Origin of the sequence: Paenibacillus sp. FSL H7-0714, from assembly GCF_038003765.1 — a bacterium.
In the GTDB taxonomy this organism is placed as follows: domain Bacteria; phylum Bacillota; class Bacilli; order Paenibacillales; family Paenibacillaceae; genus Paenibacillus_AQ.
Window position 1 is genome coordinate 1,289,495 of sequence record NZ_JBBOPT010000001.1, and the last position, 16,879, is coordinate 1,306,373.

The following is a 16,879-nucleotide window of genomic DNA, read 5'->3' on the forward strand; positions in this document are numbered from 1 at the left end:
GCCATTTCTAGTTTATAATGGGATGCAGCATACTTGATATACTGGCGGCATATATTCCTTGTATAAAATTCCTTGTATATTGCAACACTGGAACACAAGGGCAGAAGGTTTGTGGGGGTGGAAGAGAAGGTGGCCAATTTGCAGAACACCAAAAGAATCATGATCAGCTTGCCCGATCATCTCTTGCAGGAAGTGGACGGAATTGTTCAATTGGAGAATTCCAACCGGAGTGAATTGATTAGGCAGGCCATGAAGCTGTATTTGAGCGAACGGAGGAAACGTTCTATCCGGGAGTCCATGCAGCGCGGCTACATGGAAATGGCTAAGATCAACTTGACCATGGCATGCGAGGCGTTCCTCGCGGAGGAAGATGCAGACAGCACTCTTGGCCGCTTAGTAAGCGGGGTGTAGACATTGATCGTTAAACGTGGCGATGTTTTTTTTGCTGATCTTTCGCCGGTTGTAGGTTCTGAGCAAGGCGGAGTAAGGCCAGTACTGGTAATCCAGAATGATATTGGCAATCGCTTTAGCCCGACGGTAATTGTGGCCGCAATCACGGCCCAAATCCAGAAGGCTAAATTACCTACGCATGTGGAAATTGACGCAGCAGCTCATGGCTTTGACAGAGATTCTGTTATACTGCTGGAGCAGGTTAGGACGATTGACAAACAACGCTTAACTGACAAGATCACCCACCTTGATGATGAGACTATGAAGAAGGTGGATGATTCGCTGCAAATCAGCCTCGGACTGATTGATTTTTAATCACCCAGGGTTATAGATAATCCATGAGATAGGCGCTCGGGTACGAATCCGGGCGTCTTTTGATGTGCATTTTTACGAACTCATGGTAAAAAAGGATTAGGGGTTCACTTTTACAAAATGATCTGATAGTATTAGACCGTACGGTCGGTTTAGGAGGTGCTTAGAATCAGAGGACGTTCAGACGGAGAAGAAACAAAGAAACGAATTGTACTTAAAGCCACACAGCTGTTTGTTCAGAAGGGGTATGCAGCTGTAACAATGAATGAAGTTTGCGTAGCCTCGAATGTTAGTAAGGGCAGCTTATATCATCATTTTCCGAGCAAGGATGAACTTTTTCTATTTGTGGTAGAAGAGGATACCGCGCAGTGGTTACAGGCGTGGGAAGATAAGAAGAATGAAATTGTTGGTGTTCAGGAGCGTTTATATGCTTTAGCCGAGCACTATGCAAATGATTTTCAGAATCCGTTGATTCGGGCACTTGAGGAATTCTCAAGAAGCAGAGTTCATCCGGAGGAAATCACTAAGCGGCTTGCTCATTTATATGAGGCTGCCTCGCATGCGTGTCGTGATCTTCTGAAGGAAGGCATGGACACGGGGTGTTTTATTAAGGGTGATTTAGAGGATTATGTGATTATTGTAAATGGTATGCTCGAAGGGATCGGAAGAGCTGCTGAATGTTCTATTCCTGAAAAGACTCCGGATGATATAAAAAAATATTACCGGGAATCAGTACGATTGTTATTACAAGGGATATATACGGGGTAAGATATAATGGGGCTTGAAAGGAGCTTTACATTCAGGAATCAAGAAGGCTGAAGCTTCTTAAAGGCACCGGATTAGAAGGATTATTTTTTTGCTATAATTTAGACCGGATGGTCGGTCTCTACAGGGAAACTATTTGAAGACTTGGCTTTAGAAACTACGGAGGTTAACACAATGTCATTACTACTTAGAAACAGGGGCGCTATGCTACTTGTTATGCTTAATATTTTTCTTGCTTTTACAGGGATCGGACTTGTAGTCCCTATCATGCCTACTTACATGAATGAACTTGGGATCACAGGAAGTACCGTTGGGCTGTTAGTGGCTTCATTCTCCCTTGCCCAATTAGTAGTATCGCCATTCGCGGGCAGGTTATCCGACAGAATTGGCCGAAAAAAAGTGATCGTTGCGGGTCTGATCGTGTTTGCTTTTTCAGAGCTGCTCTTTGGTCTGGCGAATGTGTCCTGGCTCTTGTTCGTTTCAAGACTGCTCGGTGGTGTAGGCGCTGCGTTAATTATGCCAGCAGTTATGGCTTATGTAGCGGACACGACCTCTTTTGAAGAGAGAGCGAAAGGCATGGGGCTTATTAATGCAGCCATTACTACCGGATTTATTATCGGTCCAGGGATTGGCGGTTATCTTGCTGAGCTTGGCATGCGGGTACCCTTTTTCTGTGCGGCTGGTGCGGCTGGGATCGCAGCTCTAATCACAGTTTTGATCTTGCCTGAGTCTCTGTCTGTAGAGAAACGGATGGAAGCGAAGCTATCTAAAAATAATCAGGAGAGCTTCTTCACGCAATTGATGCGTTCTTATCGTGAACCTTACTTTTTCGGGTTAATTATTGTATTTGTTATGGCTTTTGGATTGGCTAACTATGAAACGGTATTCGGATTGTTCGTGGACCATAAATTTGGCTTTACCCCTAAAGATATTGCCTTTGTGATTACCTTTGGCTCAATCGCCGGTGCTGTGGTGCAGGTATCCGCGTTTGGCTGGATTCTGAATAAATTCGGCGAGAATAAGGTAATCTCCACTTGCCTTATAACTGCTGCAATGTTTATTCTGTTGACGCTGTTTGTAAGTGGCTTCTGGGCGATTTGTGCGATTACCTTTGTCGTATTCTTGGCTATGGATATTCTTCGACCAGCGGTAGGCACCCAGTTATCCAAGATGGCGGGGGAAACGCAGCAAGGCTTCGTAGCAGGAATGAACTCTGCTTATACGAGTCTTGGAAATATCGCAGGGCCTATCGTTGCAGGGTATCTTTTTGATCTAAGTATTAACTTTCCATATGTGGCAGCGGCGTTTGTTCTAGCATTATGTTTTATGTTGTCACTTAGTTCTGGAAAAAGGGGAATGGGACAACGCGCGTAAACCACCCAATCTACCTCCTCTCTAGGCTGGACTTTGGAACAGAGCCGATCTGTGATACTATTTTAGTTATGAGAACAAGAATTGTATAAGCAGATTGTGTACGGGAAGAGGGATACTAATGACGGTAGATAACAGCAATACGGGAGTCATTACGGATGAGGCGGCCGCACAGCGGGAGCAGGAATTGATTACTGTAGCGATTGCCAAGGAATTGAACATTAGCCTGAAGCAGGTGCGTACAACGGTTGGACTGCTGGATGAGGGGAATACGATTCCGTTCATCGCCAGATACCGGAAAGAAATGACGGGTGAGCTGGACGAGAATGCGCTGCGTGATATTGAAGAGCGCCTGGCTTATCTTCGCAATTTGGGAGAACGTAAGAAAGACGTTATCCGCAATATTGAAGAGCAGGGCAAGCTGACGAAGGAACTTCATGAACAAATCACCAATGCGGTCAAGCTGCAGGAAGTGGAGGACTTGTATCGTCCTTTCCGTCAGAAGCGTAAGACTCGTGCTAGTGTTGCGAAGGAAAAAGGCTTAGAGCCGCTTGCAAACTGGATGATGGAGCAGCAAAGACAAGGTGACCCACAAACTGAGGCTACGAAATATATAGATGCTGAAAAAGGAGTGGAGACCGCAGATCAAGCGCTTCAAGGTGCACTGGATATCATCGCCGAGAACATTGCAGATGATCCTGCGATCCGCTCTTGGGTTCGGCAATATACGGCAAGTCAGGGCATCCTTGTGTCTGAAGCTAAGGATGCAGAGCAGGAATCCGTATACGAGAACTACTATAGCTATCGTGAGCCTGTACACAAAATGCCACCTCACCGTATACTCGCTATTAACCGCGGTGAACGTGAGAATATATTAAAGGTAGGCATTGAGGTTGTCACTGACAAAATTCATGCCTACATTGCGCGGAAGATTATTAAAGGGCCATCCCCAGTGAAGGAACTGCTAGAAGCAGTAACTGAGGATGCCTATAAGCGCCTGATTGCTCCTTCTGTAGAGCGTGAGGTTCGTGGGGAGATGACCGAACGGGGTGAGAACCAAGCGATTTCGATCTTCTCTGGTAATCTACGTAGCCTACTGCTGCAGCCGCCCGTTAAGGGACGCTGTGTGCTGGGTGTTGACCCTGCCTATCGTACCGGCTGTAAGCTGGCCGTCGTAGACGATACTGGTAAGCTGCTTGAAGTAGCCGTGACCTATCCTACGCCGCCGAACAACAAGAAAATTGAAGCTGCTGCTAAGTTTAAAGAACTAATTGCTAAATATGGCATTCAGCTCATCGTGATCGGAAATGGGACAGGCTCTCGTGAGACCGAGCAATTTACGGCAGAAGTGATCGCCGAAATTGGCGATCCAGAGCTGGCTTACCTGATCGTTAATGAGGCTGGTGCGAGTGTTTATTCTGCTTCCAAGCTGGCGCAGGAGGAGTTCCCGGATCTGGATGTAGCAGAGCGTAGTGCAGCTTCTATCGCCCGCCGTGTGCAGGACCCGCTGGCGGAGCTGGTGAAGATCGATCCGAAAGCTATCGGTGTGGGTCAGTATCAGCATGACGTCTCCCAGAAGCATCTGGAAGAGAGCCTTAAGGCTGTCGTAGAATCGGCGGTTAACCATGTGGGCGTGGATGTAAATACGGCATCTCCTGCCTTGCTCTCTTATGTGGCTGGCGTTAACGGTACAATTGCTAAAAATATCGTTAAATATCGTGAAGAGAACGGTAAGTTCACGACTCGGAAGCAGCTGCAAAAGGTCCCTCGTCTGGGTGCGAAGTCCTATGAGCAATGTATCGGCTTCCTGCGGATTCCAGGTGGAGACAACACCTTGGATCGCACACCTATTCACCCCGAGTCATATCCGGTGGTGGATCGCTTGTTCCGCGAGCTAAGCCTCGATGTAAATAAGCTTGGCAGCAAAGAAGTGGCTTCACAGCTGGAGGCACAAAATGCCGAGGAGCTGGCTGTGAAGCTGGATGTCGGCGTGCCAACGCTTCGCGACATCCTGGAGAGCTTGCAGCGTCCGGGCCGCGATCCGCGCGAGGAGCTGCCGTTGCCGATCTTCCGCACCGACGTGCTGAAGATCGAGGATCTGGTTCCCGGCATGGAAATGCAGGGAACCGTCCGCAACGTGATCGATTTCGGCGCATTCGTCGATATCGGGATCAAGAACGATGGGCTGGTGCATATATCCCAGCTCAGCGGCAGCTTTGTGAAGCACCCGATGGATGTTGTCTCCGTAGGAGATAATGTCACCGTCTGGGTGATGGGTGTTGACCTGAAGAAGGGCCGGGTCAGCCTGACCATGCGTCCGCCGCGTGTTGAGGCAGGAAGTCTTAGCTAAAGTGAACTAAGTGAACAAAGAAAGCCATCTACTTCGTGAGGAGTAGATGGCTTTTTCTTTTGACTGAATGGTATTGAAACAAACAGCTGTATCTATGAAGATCTCGTTAAATTGTCTAACTTAATAGCTAACTCATTTAGATTGCTGATGCTAATCACCGTTTCAGAAACATGTTGTTGCTGGACCTCAGCGCTAGCGAGGACTTGTTCAATAGCTGCGGTATTCTCTTCGGTAATTGCAGCCACTGAATTAACTTCGCCGAGTACAAGGGTGGATGCATGCCGGATATGATCGCTCCTATCCTTCAGGTCTTCGGCTTGTTCAAGCACCTGGTGTGTATTATTTCGAATGCCCTCGAATAATCGAGCGATATCATCAGTGGAATTTTTTCCTGATTCTACAACTAGCAACCCGTTAGAAACCATATCGCCAACCTGGGCAATATTATTTTGAATGCTTCTGAGAATCCGGGCAATGTCCGCCGATGCATTGTGGGAGCTCTGTGCCAATTTTCGGATTTCATTGGATACGACTGCGAAACCTTTGCCGTGTTCCCCCGCATGAGCGGCTTCAATGGAAGCATTTAGCGACAAAAGATTCGTCTGCTCAGCAATTCCTACGATGCTGGAAACAATCGATTCAATCTTCTGATTTTCTTCATTCATTTGTGTCATCAAGCCAGCAGTACTCGTTACGATATCCGTAACTTCAGACATAGTTCCAGTTAAGCGAATGATTTCATCTTGCCCCTCTTGCGTAATTTGATCCGTTTCACGGCTTCTATTGCTCATGGAGACGGAGGCAGCATTTGCCTGCATAGCTGATTCGTTTAACTGCTGCATAGCATTTGAGATATCGCTAACACTCTGTGCTTGTGATTCTACTCCACTAGCTATCTCTTGGAAGGCGGTTACGACTTCTTTGGAAATTCGATCTGTTGTCAGTACGTTGTTATGCATTAGATTACTAGATTGACTCAGAACTCCTACGGATTCAGTAACACCTGTAAGGATGGTCTCCATTTCCGCTCTGGCACGTTCAGCTTCGTTGCTGCTCTTAGACATATTTTTGAACATTTTCGCACCAATCTGACTCTGATAGATCAGAACCAGTATCATCATGATGAGAAAAACGTTAACACTTAAGGCATCAACGGATTCGAAAGCGGGTTTGGTCATCAGAAAATAGTTGAGTAAGATGCAAGCTATCACTCCATTAAGGAGCAATGGGCGATAGTTGTGATAGAGGGATACGATGCCTAGACCCCAGTATAGAATTAACGTACTAATGATGTTTGCCCCTGCATCGATGTAGAAGTATGTAATGATATTAAAGCCAATAGCTGTTATGTACATAATATAGGGTGTAGCCACACGTTTCCAAATTAGTACCGTACACAATAATCCAAGGGGGACTGCTGCTGATATAATCGCCATGATTGTTTGTGGAAATCTGTAAAGCGAAATTGAACCGAACAACAAACAGCCCCAAAACAAGTAAATAATTAATTTGTTTCTCTGGTGTAATTCGGACATCTGATTCAAGGGCATATTCACACTCCATAATGTAATAGTACTTCTGATTTTTAAGTTTAAGAGATTCACGAAATGATGTCTATGATGTTAAGGTAAGTGTCTGCGATCCTTAAAAAAACACGAAAAAAACCTCCCTTAGGTAAAATGGAAGTACCACACAACCATTCAGATCCGAGAGAGGTTTCTTTTGTAATATTATTCCGCAATTATCAAGCTCGTGCGTTTGGTTTTAAACTTCTGCTGGAAGCTTCGATCTATATTACGGTCGGTAATAATGTACCCAATTTTATCGAGTGAGGCGATGCCGATGGTCACATCTTTCCCGAATTTAGTATGGTCAGCAGCAACATAAACTTCTTTGGAGAGATCGATAATTTTTTTGCGCGTTTGGGCTTCCTCCAGGTTATAGTCGGAGATGCCTTTTTCAAGGGTAATGCCGCTTGCGCAAATAAAAGCCTTAAGGATATTTAATTCACTGAAATTAAATAGATAATCATATGCAATGACAGACTGCTCATTTAGTCGGACCTTTCCGCCAATGATAATAAGCTCAACCGCACTGTTCATCAGCTCGTTTACCACAGGAATGGAGTTCGTAATGACCGTGAGATTCTTTTTATTCTTGATATATTTGGCGATCTGATAGGTGGTAGAGCCGCTGTCCAGATAGATACAATCCCCATCGTTGATATATTCGCTGCACTTTTGGGCGATCATTTTCTTTTCCTCTAAGTGACCGACCATCCGCGCATCCATTGGAGATTCAGCAAACTCCGATTCCACCAGTTTAATTCCACCATAAATCTTCTTGATCTTCCCTTGCTTGTCCAGCAGGTTGATATCTCTGCGAAGGGTATCGATAGAAATATTAAGCTCTTCTGCTAGCTCCGGCAGCTTCTGAACCTTTTTGAACATTAAGATTTCTATGATTTTCTTTTGTCTTTCCAGTGGAAACATGTAATCACCCATTCAAAGTTTATATCGCTTTCGATAGTTGAAGTATAAAGGGATTAATATTGGGTAGCAACTACTCCTTTCTAAGTTAGTCATGATATACTTATAATATACTCACAACTTATTTATAATTTACATACATTTTACGTAACTGTTTATCCTCAAAAACAAAACCTTTTTATACTGAGGTTGTACTTGAGGAGGTGGAACCTTTGCTTAAATTACAAAACATAAGCAAGCATTACGATAACAAGGTTGTTCTAGAGGATATTAGTCTAGACATCCAAGCAGGGGAAATTGTCTCCTTACTCGGCCCCAGCGGGAGTGGCAAAACCACCTTGCTAAACATCATCTTGGGACTTTCAAAGATGGAGCAGGGGCAAATCATTTTTAATGATCAAGATTTAAGCAATGTACCCATGAAGAAACGCGGATTTAATATAGTGTTCCAGGATTATGCGCTCTTCCCCAACCTTAATGCTTACGAAAATATCGTTTATGGTCTGAAAAATAAAAAGGGATTAACGTTGGAGCATGAGGTTCAGGAGTATATCGAGTTTCTGGAATTAAAGCCGCATTTAACGAAGAAGATCGGCGCTCTATCGGGTGGGCAGAAGCAAAGGGTGGCTTTGGCAAGAACACTCGTAATGAAGCCCAAATTATTACTGCTCGATGAACCTCTAAGCGCACTGGATGGAATCATCAAGGAATCTATTAAAGCTCGGATTAAATCCATCGCCAGAGAATATAAGCTTACAACGATTATCGTCACCCATGACCCAGAAGAGGCTTTAACCCTGTCGGATAAAATTCTTATCATTAATCAAGGTCATATTGCCCAATTCGGAACACCTCAAGAGATCATTCAACAACCTAGCAATGATTTTGTAAAAGAATTTATTCTGGGGCAACTGCAAGTGAAACGGGAAAATATCTATAACCTGTTCGGTGAACATTATGCCTAAAGCTAAACCGGAAATGCGGATCATTTTTATCCCAATCGTATTGTTATTTATCGTGTTCCTGATCTTGCCACTGGCAGTTTTATTTATCCGCTCGTTTGAAACGGGCCAAGGTTATTCGGTATCTAATTATCTCACCATTCTGGCAGATCAAGAGATTCGAGAGTCCATCGGAAATAGTATGAAGGTCTCTGGTGTTACGGCACTCATCACGACGGTTCTAGCTTTTATCCTAGCCTATTCTATCCACTGTACAAGAATCTATCGCCCGTTAAAAAGCATCATTAGAACTGGAATTCTGATTCCTATGCTGCTGCCTACGATTACTTATGGGTTTGCGATAATGTACTCTTTTGGCAACCAGGGACTGATTACTAAAATCTTCGGACGGAATTTATTCGAGATTTATGGATTTAATGGTCTGTTGATAGGCTACGTAATTTATACCTTACCTTCTGCTTTCCTGCTGATTCATAATTCGTTCAAGTACATTGATAAAAAGTTCATCGTCGTATCCAAGCTTATGGGGGATGGGACGCTGCGAAGCTTCATGAACACGATCGTTCGGCCTTTGTGGGGCACTTTGGGAGGGGCGTTTGTTCTTTCTTTTATCCTAAGCTTCACGGATTTTGGGATCCCTGCATCGGTGGGGGGGACGTATAACGTGGTTGCTACTCAGCTGTATCAGGTCATGCTTGGGGCTATACCGGATTTCAACAATGGGGCAGTTATTGCTGTCCTGATGTTAATACCGGCGGCGTTCGGGGTTGTACTGTTAACGTATCTTGAAAAATTCAACTTCCATTATGACAAGGTGACTGAAATCGAGATGATCCCGAATAAAGGCAGAGATTCGGTTCTTGGACTAATCTCATCCGTGATTCTAATCGGGCTACTTGCTGTATTTGCAGTCATGTTCGTTGCACCACTGATGAATGGCTATCCTTATGATCTTACGTTTACATTCAAGCATTTTGTGGATGTTTTTCAATCAAGCGATTTAATCAATGTATATAAAAATTCCTTGCTCGTAGCAGGACTGACGGCAATCGTAGGTACGATCGTGGCTTATGCTGCGGCTATCATCAATGTGCGAACGCCTATAAAAGGGAAAGCGACTTTTGACATCCTATCGATGGTGACGAACACGGTACCGGGTATGGTCCTTGGTCTGTCGTATCTACTTCTGTTCAATAACAGCAGTCTCAAAGGAACCTTTACGATTCTTGTGCTCTGTACCCTTGTTCATTACTTTACGACTCCTTATTTGATGGCAAAGAACTCTCTGGCGAAAATGAATCCATCGTGGGAAACCACTGCTGAGTTATTAGGTGACAGCTGGCTGCAGACGATCCGCCGCGTCATTCTACCGAACTCTGCATCCACAGTGATCGAGATGGTCAGCTACTATTTTATCAATGCGATGGTGACCATTAGCGGAATTATCTTTCTAGTGACTGCCCAAACCTCGGTAGTTGCCAGCAAAATAAAAGAGCTGCAGCATTTCGCCAAATTTAATGAGGTGTTTGTCCTATCCATCCTGATCTTTTGCACCAACCTTATCATTAAGCTCCTAGGTGACTATTTCCAGAAACGGCAATCAAACTCTCGTTAGTTAACGATTTTAAATATAAAAAAAACCAGTTAAAGTGAGGGAGAAATTATGTCTAAGAGAATTAAGGGATTCAAAGGAATTATGTTGTCTATCGTGGCTTTGAGTTTGGTGTTCACATTAGCAGGTTGTGGAAATAAAGCAGCGGGTGATGCGAGTAAAGTAGTGATTTTGACCAATGCGGATGAAGAAGCTGTAGCCTCTATGGAGACTGCGCTAAAAGGTGCGGGGTACGAAGGGCAATATCTCTTTCAATCCTTGGGCACTTCTGAGCTGGGTGGAAAGCTGATGGCAGAGGGAGACAAAATTGAGGCTAATCTGATCACGATGAGCTCTTATTTTGTAGAAAGTGCGCAAGAGAAACATGGCATGTTTAAAGAACTATCGTTTACGACTAACGCGTTAGATTCCTATCCAGCGTACTATACGCCGATTTTGGCGAATACCGGTGCTATTTTTGTAAACACAGCGGTGCTTAAAGATAAGGGCTTGGCGATGCCAACGTCCATTAAGGATTTAACAAAACCAGAATTTAAAGGCTTGGTATCTGTTCCGAACATTATGGACTCTTCGACAGGCTGGTTGTTGGTTCAGGCGATTATTTCGCAATACGGGGAAGAAGAAGGTAAAACGGTTCTGCATGATTTAGTTGCAAATGTAGGCCCACATCTGGAAAGCTCCGGTTCCGGTCCGATTAAAAAGGTAAAAGCAGGAGAAGTAGCTGCAGGCTTTGGACTTCGTCATCAGGCAGTATTAGCTAAAGAAGAAGGCGCACCGATTGACTATGTAGATCCAACGGAAGGTAACTTCTCGCTTACAGAATCCGTAGCCGTGGTGAAAAAAGACGATGCAACAACAGAGCTGGCTATGAAAATGGCAGAAACCATTATTAAAGATGCTAGAAAAGACTTAATTCTAAATTACCCAGTGGCTCTATATAAAGATGAAACGGTTAGTGATATCCATAAGCCTGCACACAGTATGAAATTTGTTAAGCCGTTGACTGTGGAACTGCTGGAGCAACATCAACAATTCTTTAAAGAAAATAAATAAGATTAGAACAAGGAGTGAAGGGCCATGAACAACTATAAATTGCTGACACCCGGTCCATTGACAACTACTAACACGGTCAAAGAGCAAATGCTCTTTGACCGTTGTACTTGGGACCAGGACTATAAGAACATTACACAACAAATCAGATCCAGACTTCTGGATTTGGCAAGGGCAACGAACGATGAATATACGGCAGTTCTCATGCAGGGTAGTGGTACGTTTGCAGTGGAATCTGTGCTGACTACGGCGATTTCAGCGGATGATAAGCTTTTGATTATTACAAACGGTGCCTACGGAGAACGTATTGTGCAAATGGCGCAATATATCGGACTCCATTATCGTGTGTATAGTGCCCTATATAATGAATTCCCCCAAGAGGCAGAGCTTAGAGGGATTCTTAAAGAGGATCCAGCCATTACGCACATTGCGATGGTGCATTGCGAGACGACGACAGGGATTCTTAACCCGCTTGAGATGATCTCACAACTGGCAAAAGCCTACGATAAAACATTAATTATCGACGCGATGAGCAGCTTCGGTGGAATAGAGATTGATGTACCTGGGCTTGAAATTGACTATTTAATCAGCAGCGCCAATAAATGTATTCAGGGTGTTCCGGGATTTGGGTTTGTCATTGCAAAGCTGGATAAGCTGCTCACATGTAAAGGGAATGCACGTAGTCTATCACTTGATCTATACGATCAATGGATGGCGATGGACGCAGATGGGAAATGGCGCTATACGTCTCCGACCCATGTAGTCGCTGCATTTTCGAAAGCGATTGAAGAACTGATCGAAGAAGGCGGCATTCCTGCAAGGGCAGCAAGATACCAGAATAATAACCGCATACTGAGAGAAAGACTTGCGAGAATAGGAATAGAGGCGTATATCACAGACGATAAGCAGTCTCCTATTATAACCACCTTTCTTTTTCCGAACGAGACATTCAGCTTTGAAGATTTCTATGAATATGTGAAAGAAAAAGGCTACGTCCTCTACCCAGGCAAATTAACGGAGCACGACACCTTCCGGATTGGGAATATTGGTGAGATTTACGAAGAAGATATTCAGAACTTATGTAATATTATCGAAGCATACATGGGAGGAATGACACAATGAATCAAGTCGAAGGCGTAATTCTGGACTGGGCAGGAACAGCGGTAGATTTTGGCTGCTTTGCACCGGTGAATGTTTTCCTTGATATTTTTCGGGAGGCTGGGATTGAAGTTACGATGCAGGAAGCTAGAGCCCCTATGGGGATGCTGAAAATAGATCATATCCGCGCGATGTTATCCATGCCAAGAGTAGGTGCCTTGTGGGAAGAAAAGTATGGCAGAGCTTTTACTGAACAGGATGTAGAGAACCTGTATGCTGAATTCGAACCGGCTCTGATGGCATCCTTATCCGAATATACTGATCCGATTCCGCAGGTTATTGAGACCGTCCAAGTGCTCAGAAGCCAAGGACTAAAGATTGGTTCAACCACTGGATATACAGAGTCCATGATGGATGTTGTAATTCCGAATGCCGCTGGGAAGGGCTATCAACCGGATTATGTAATCACGCCAGATGGAACGCATTCACTGGGAAGACCTTACCCGTATATGATTTATCATAATATGGAAGCTTTAAAGTTATCGGCAGCATGGAAGGTTGTTAAGGTAGGCGATACGATTTCAGACATTCAAGAAGGTGTTAATGCAGGCGTCTGGTCCGTAGGTGTAATCATTGGAAGCTCTGAAATGGGCTTAAGCCAGGAGGAATTTAATGCACTTTCAGACGTGGAGAAGGAAACGGTGATCTCAGCGACACAAACCTCTTTTATTCAAAACGGGGCAGACTTTACGATTCAATCGATGAGTGAGCTGCCTCAGCTGATTGGGCGAATCAATGTACTGATTTCTCAAGGAATCAGACCTTATGCGAGATAATCATGAGCTGAAAAGAGAAGGTGACATCAACTTTAGCCCCTTGCGGACAGAGTGGATGACCCAGTTAAGCGCTGTGAGTATAGATAGGATCGAAGCGGACGAGCGTGCATATATGCGACAATCCATGTCAACGCCGTGCTTGAACAGTATCGTAGATGCTGAGGGATGTTATATCACAGATGTGAATGGACGCAAATATCTTGATTTTCATGGAAATAGCATTCATCAGATTGGCTACAAGAATCCATACGTAACTGAAGCTGTGAAAAAACAGCTCGACGAGCTACCGTTCATTCCAAGAAGATTTACGGCAGATATTGCAGTGAAAGCTGCAGAAGCTTTAATCAACAAAACGACCTCAAAGGACTATAAAGTATTATTTACGCCTTCCGGAAGTGCAGCTGTAGGTCTAGCCCTTAAGATTGCTCGCAAATGGACGGGGAAGCATAAGGTCATCTCCATGTGGGAGTCCTTCCATGGCGCGGGGCTGGACACAATCGCTGTCGGAGGAGAATACGTGTTTAAAAAGGACATGGGCCCGCAAATGCCAGGAATGCTGAAAGCCATTCCTTTTAACGTATACCGCAACCTGCTGGGAAGTCATTCCGATGAAGCAGTGGCTACCTTCTGCCTCGACTATCTGGAATATATGATTCAGCATGAGGGAGAGATCGGGGCGATCTTACTTGAGCCTATTCGGGCGACGGATACGCATATCCCGCCTATCTCTTATTTCACAAGGTTAAGAAAAATATGTGATGAATATGGGATTCTACTGATTTTTGATGAGATTCCTACAGCGCTGATGCGAAGCGGTAGGTTCTACGTCCATCAGAATTTCGATATCGAACCGGATATCCTCGTGCTAGGAAAAGGGTTAGGTGGAGGGGTGATCCCGCAAGCAGCGGTGCTTACCAGAACGCAATATGATTGTGCGGGGGATATTTCTTTGGGGCACTATACCCATGAGAAACCGGCGTTAGGAAGTGCAGCGATCTGTGCCACCATCGATTATATCGATGACTTAAATCTGCAGGAACAATGTATCAGCAGGTCTGAATTTGTAAGAGGGAAGCTTGACACTCTGTCGGCTAAACATCTTTGCATAGGAGATATCCGTATTGCTGGACTACTGATTTCTATTGAACTTGTGAAGTCCAGAGACACCAAAGAGAAGAATGAGGAATTAGCTGAGCGAGTACTGTATTATTGCTTGGAGAAGGGTCTTTCTTTTAAATTGGCTGGAGGAAACTGCATCACTTGGCATCCTCCGCTTATTGTATCTGAAGAGCAATTAACTTTTGCTGTTAATCTTCTGGATGAAGGATTGTGTAAATATAGTTGAGAGATAGGCAAGCTTCAAAACAGGTTTCTTCCGCTCCGTACATGGGGGGAGAAACCTGTTTTGTCGTTTAAGGAATGAAGACCTGCTCTTTTTGGGTAAGTTTAGAGTAACAGTTGAGCCAATAGATGAGATGAAGGGGACGGAAGTCCAAACATTCACCGCAGTTACAAGGTAGATTAATTATACGAATGGGCTGGAGCAGCATTTAAAAAGATACGCAACAGCTCGTCCACCGCAGTGTCTAGACGGGAATGATTGTTAGCTGCAAGCCAATCCTCTTGCACGATGATGTAGCTGCAGGAGCTGCTTTTTAAATAGCTGTATATAATTTGTGCTTCGTCAATTTCATGGCGAGTAATTGCTGCCGGGGCCTGGTTAAGTTCACCGCAGAAAGTGTCCATAATCGCTGATGTTATAACGGCTTGCAGGTAGGTAATATCGGGTTGATCGTATTCGAGCTTAGTATGCGCCAGGATACGATTGCCTTTGAGCAATATGAGTTTAAGCGTCTGTTCATCCATGGCCTCAAGGATCGCGATATTCTGATTCTCTGCAGCGAATTCGATAACCTTCTCTTTGTGATTCAGGAAGCTGATGGCTCCGATGTAATCCCTATATTTGGCGGCGGTTTCGAAGTCAAATTGCTCTGCAGCTTCAGTCATCTGTTGCTCCATCTCCACAAGGAGGCTGGAATCCGTTCCGTTTAGTAGGGCTATGACTTTATCAATGATTGTATTATATTGAAGGGCAGCATCGCCGCCAGCACACATCCCTATGCATAAGCCAAGCGAATGGTTTAGGCATAAAGAATTTTTGAAGCTTGGATTGCTGCAAAGGATTTTTGAGCTTTCCTTGATGCCTTGCACGGCTCTTTCCACGGTACTTCTGCTCGTGTAGGGGCCCCAAATATGGTTACCTTTTTGAACAGCAGGATCATAGGTAATCTCTAACGAATGCATTTTATCATCCGTTCCTATTACGATATACGTATAGGCCTTCGGATTTTTCATTTTTCTATTGTACATGGGCTTTATTTCTTTAATTAATTTGCACTCCAGCATAAAAGCTTCGAATTCGGTATCTGTAAGGATAATATCCAAATCTTTAATATGGCGAACGAGCTGTTTTACCTTTGGGGAATGAGACTTCGAGTTTTGAAAATAGGATTTCACTCTCCGTTTCAGCTGTTTCGCCTTACCCACATATATAATATGGCCAAGGCCATCCTTCATGAGATACACGCCGGGAGTCAGGGGAAGGCTTTTAAGTTTTTCTGTTAAATGAATAGTAACCCCGCCCTCTCATAAGAGTTGTTTGACTGATAGTTTTAGTATAAGCCTGCAACCTTCATTTGTTCAAATCAGTCTAAAGAGCGAGGGATCAAAAACGAGGAGGGATCTTATGTACTTCGCAAGAAATATCGGTGGTTTGGCGCTGATAGCAGCTATGTTATGGCTTACAGCATGCAGAGGAACGCCAGAAGCGGGAACGGAACCGAAGGTGACCCCAGAACAGACGCAAATGCAGATGCCTGAGCAAACGCCAGAGCAGACACAAACTGCACAACCAGCGGCTACTACGGAGCCACTACAGGAGACGGAGCCATCAAGCACGGATCAGCCACTGGATCAGGAGGGACTTCCGCCAACTGTAGAGGAAGCTGCGACGACAGTCATAAGGTCTATTAAAAATAAGGATATGAAGCAATTGGCCGCATGGGTACATTCAGATAAAGGGTTACGTTTTTCTCCATACGCATACGTAGATACGAAGAATGATCTTGTATTCAGCAAGGATGAAGTGGAAGGATTAATGAATGACTCTACCAAAAGAGTCTGGCGAACATTTGCTGGATCGGGTGATTTAATTGAGCTGACATTCGCAGATTACTACAAGCGGTTTGTCTACGATGCAGACTTCATTCAGACGGCCGAAATTGCTGTGAACAAGGGGCTTGGGCAAGGTACAACGATCAATAACTTGAACGAAGTGTATCCCAAGGAGCAATATGATTTCGTTGAATATCATATTACTGGCATCGATCCTTCTGTCGAAGGGATGGACTGGCGCAGCCTGCGTCTAGTTTTCGAGAAGATTGGAGAGGATCATGCACTAGTAGGTATTATTCACGATCAATGGACACCCTGAGAAGTAAGAAATTCTTATTAGTCCGTGGGTAGTTTAGAACATGGGGGAGAACCCAAAAAACGAAGGTGCCTCAGTAGCCATTTTACGGCTT

15 protein-coding genes are annotated in these 16,879 nt (G+C 44.5%); 12 read left to right on the forward strand and 3 right to left on the reverse strand.

The window, feature by feature from the left end; genetic code table 11:
• The first annotated feature begins 129 nt into the window (after positions 1 to 129).
• From NST34_RS05680 to NST34_RS05700, 5 genes are all read left to right on the forward strand, one after another.
• On the forward strand, positions 130 to 411 hold the full coding sequence (locus NST34_RS05680; protein ID WP_025698676.1) for a CopG family ribbon-helix-helix protein: 282 nt from the start codon (positions 130 to 132) through the stop codon (positions 409 to 411).
• 3 nt (positions 412 to 414) lie between these two features.
• Complete coding sequence (locus tag NST34_RS05685) at positions 415 to 765, forward strand: type II toxin-antitoxin system PemK/MazF family toxin (protein WP_042124727.1); 351 nt, start codon at positions 415 to 417, stop codon at positions 763 to 765.
• Positions 766 to 921: 156 nt separating this feature from the next.
• Positions 922 to 1,530, forward strand: coding sequence for a TetR/AcrR family transcriptional regulator (locus NST34_RS05690; RefSeq protein ID WP_341127339.1), 609 nt, complete (start codon positions 922 to 924; stop codon positions 1,528 to 1,530).
• 171 nt (positions 1,531 to 1,701) lie between these two features.
• Positions 1,702 to 2,901, forward strand: coding sequence for an MFS transporter (locus NST34_RS05695; RefSeq protein ID WP_341127340.1), 1,200 nt, complete (start codon positions 1,702 to 1,704; stop codon positions 2,899 to 2,901).
• Positions 2,902 to 3,019: 118 nt separating this feature from the next.
• Positions 3,020 to 5,248 (forward strand): Tex family protein, encoded by a 2,229-nt coding sequence (locus NST34_RS05700; RefSeq protein WP_341049858.1) that lies wholly within the window; start codon positions 3,020 to 3,022, stop codon positions 5,246 to 5,248.
• Positions 5,249 to 5,340: 92 nt separating this feature from the next.
• Here the strand turns inward: NST34_RS05700 and NST34_RS05705 are convergent, their stop codons facing one another.
• Both NST34_RS05705 and NST34_RS05710 read right to left on the reverse strand, forming a co-directional pair.
• On the reverse strand, positions 5,341 to 6,684 hold the full coding sequence (locus NST34_RS05705; RefSeq protein WP_339801092.1) for a methyl-accepting chemotaxis protein: 1,344 nt from the start codon (positions 6,682 to 6,684) through the stop codon (positions 5,341 to 5,343).
• 294 nt (positions 6,685 to 6,978) lie between these two features.
• On the reverse strand, positions 6,979 to 7,752 hold the full coding sequence (locus NST34_RS05710; protein ID WP_339801095.1) for a DeoR/GlpR family DNA-binding transcription regulator: 774 nt from the start codon (positions 7,750 to 7,752) through the stop codon (positions 6,979 to 6,981).
• Between the two features lie 197 nt (positions 7,753 to 7,949).
• On the opposite strand from NST34_RS05710, the gene NST34_RS05715 reads away from it, so the two are divergent.
• From NST34_RS05715 to pbfA, 6 genes are read left to right on the forward strand one after another with little or no spacing between them, the layout of a single operon-like run.
• Entirely contained in the window at positions 7,950 to 8,702 is a 753-nt protein-coding gene (locus NST34_RS05715) for an ABC transporter ATP-binding protein (RefSeq protein WP_341127341.1), read from the forward strand.
• Complete coding sequence (locus NST34_RS05720) at positions 8,695 to 10,314, forward strand: ABC transporter permease subunit (protein WP_341129508.1); 1,620 nt, start codon at positions 8,695 to 8,697, stop codon at positions 10,312 to 10,314. The genes NST34_RS05715 and NST34_RS05720 overlap by 8 nt, the downstream gene beginning before the upstream one ends.
• A 48-nt stretch (positions 10,315 to 10,362) precedes the next feature.
• On the forward strand, positions 10,363 to 11,364 hold the full coding sequence (locus tag NST34_RS05725; RefSeq protein WP_341127342.1) for an extracellular solute-binding protein: 1,002 nt from the start codon (positions 10,363 to 10,365) through the stop codon (positions 11,362 to 11,364).
• Positions 11,365 to 11,388: 24 nt separating this feature from the next.
• Complete coding sequence (phnW, locus tag NST34_RS05730) at positions 11,389 to 12,483, forward strand: 2-aminoethylphosphonate--pyruvate transaminase (RefSeq protein ID WP_076298382.1); 1,095 nt, start codon at positions 11,389 to 11,391, stop codon at positions 12,481 to 12,483.
• Positions 12,480 to 13,295 (forward strand): phosphonoacetaldehyde hydrolase, encoded by an 816-nt coding sequence (phnX, locus tag NST34_RS05735; protein WP_060621568.1) that lies wholly within the window; start codon positions 12,480 to 12,482, stop codon positions 13,293 to 13,295. Before phnW ends, phnX begins: the two co-directional genes overlap by 4 nt.
• Positions 13,285 to 14,640 carry a (R)-1-hydroxy-2-aminoethylphosphonate ammonia-lyase gene (gene pbfA, locus NST34_RS05740; RefSeq protein ID WP_341127343.1) on the forward strand — a complete coding sequence of 452 codons (1,356 nt, stop codon included), beginning with the start codon at positions 13,285 to 13,287 and terminating at the stop codon, positions 14,638 to 14,640. Before phnX ends, pbfA begins: the two co-directional genes overlap by 11 nt.
• A gap of 176 nt (positions 14,641 to 14,816) precedes the next feature.
• Here pbfA and NST34_RS05745 read toward each other — a convergent pair whose 3' ends face one another.
• Complete coding sequence (locus NST34_RS05745) at positions 14,817 to 15,872, reverse strand: UvrB/UvrC motif-containing protein (protein WP_341127344.1); 1,056 nt, start codon at positions 15,870 to 15,872, stop codon at positions 14,817 to 14,819.
• A 169-nt stretch (positions 15,873 to 16,041) separates the two neighbouring features.
• Here NST34_RS05745 and NST34_RS05750 point away from each other — a divergent pair, with 169 nt between their 5' ends.
• The gene (locus NST34_RS05750; RefSeq protein ID WP_339269237.1) at positions 16,042 to 16,788 is read left to right on the forward strand and encodes a hypothetical protein; all 747 of its coding nucleotides are present in this window, start codon (positions 16,042 to 16,044) and stop codon (positions 16,786 to 16,788) included.
• Positions 16,789 to 16,879: the final 91 nt, after the last annotated feature.

What these genes read in the sequence shown, in the direction of transcription:
- NST34_RS05695 (WP_341127340.1), top strand. Translation starts at nt 1,702, where the DNA reads ATGTCATTACTACTTAGAAACAGGGGCGCTATGCTACTTGTTATGCTT.
- NST34_RS05700 (WP_341049858.1), top strand. Translation starts at nt 3,020, where the DNA reads ATGACGGTAGATAACAGCAATACGGGAGTCATTACGGATGAGGCGGCC.
- NST34_RS05705 (WP_339801092.1), bottom strand. Translation starts at nt 6,684, where the DNA reads ATGGCGATTATATCAGCAGCAGTCCCCCTTGGATTATTGTGTACGGTA.
- NST34_RS05710 (WP_339801095.1), bottom strand. Translation starts at nt 7,752, where the DNA reads ATGGGTGATTACATGTTTCCACTGGAAAGACAAAAGAAAATCATAGAA.
- NST34_RS05720 (WP_341129508.1), top strand. Translation starts at nt 8,695, where the DNA reads ATGCCTAAAGCTAAACCGGAAATGCGGATCATTTTTATCCCAATCGTA.
- NST34_RS05725 (WP_341127342.1), top strand. Translation starts at nt 10,363, where the DNA reads ATGTCTAAGAGAATTAAGGGATTCAAAGGAATTATGTTGTCTATCGTG.
- phnW (WP_076298382.1), top strand. Translation starts at nt 11,389, where the DNA reads ATGAACAACTATAAATTGCTGACACCCGGTCCATTGACAACTACTAAC.
- phnX (WP_060621568.1), top strand. Translation starts at nt 12,480, where the DNA reads ATGAATCAAGTCGAAGGCGTAATTCTGGACTGGGCAGGAACAGCGGTA.
- pbfA (WP_341127343.1), top strand. Translation starts at nt 13,285, where the DNA reads ATGCGAGATAATCATGAGCTGAAAAGAGAAGGTGACATCAACTTTAGC.
- NST34_RS05745 (WP_341127344.1), bottom strand. Translation starts at nt 15,872, where the DNA reads ATGAAGGATGGCCTTGGCCATATTATATATGTGGGTAAGGCGAAACAG.
- NST34_RS05750 (WP_339269237.1), top strand. Translation starts at nt 16,042, where the DNA reads ATGTACTTCGCAAGAAATATCGGTGGTTTGGCGCTGATAGCAGCTATG.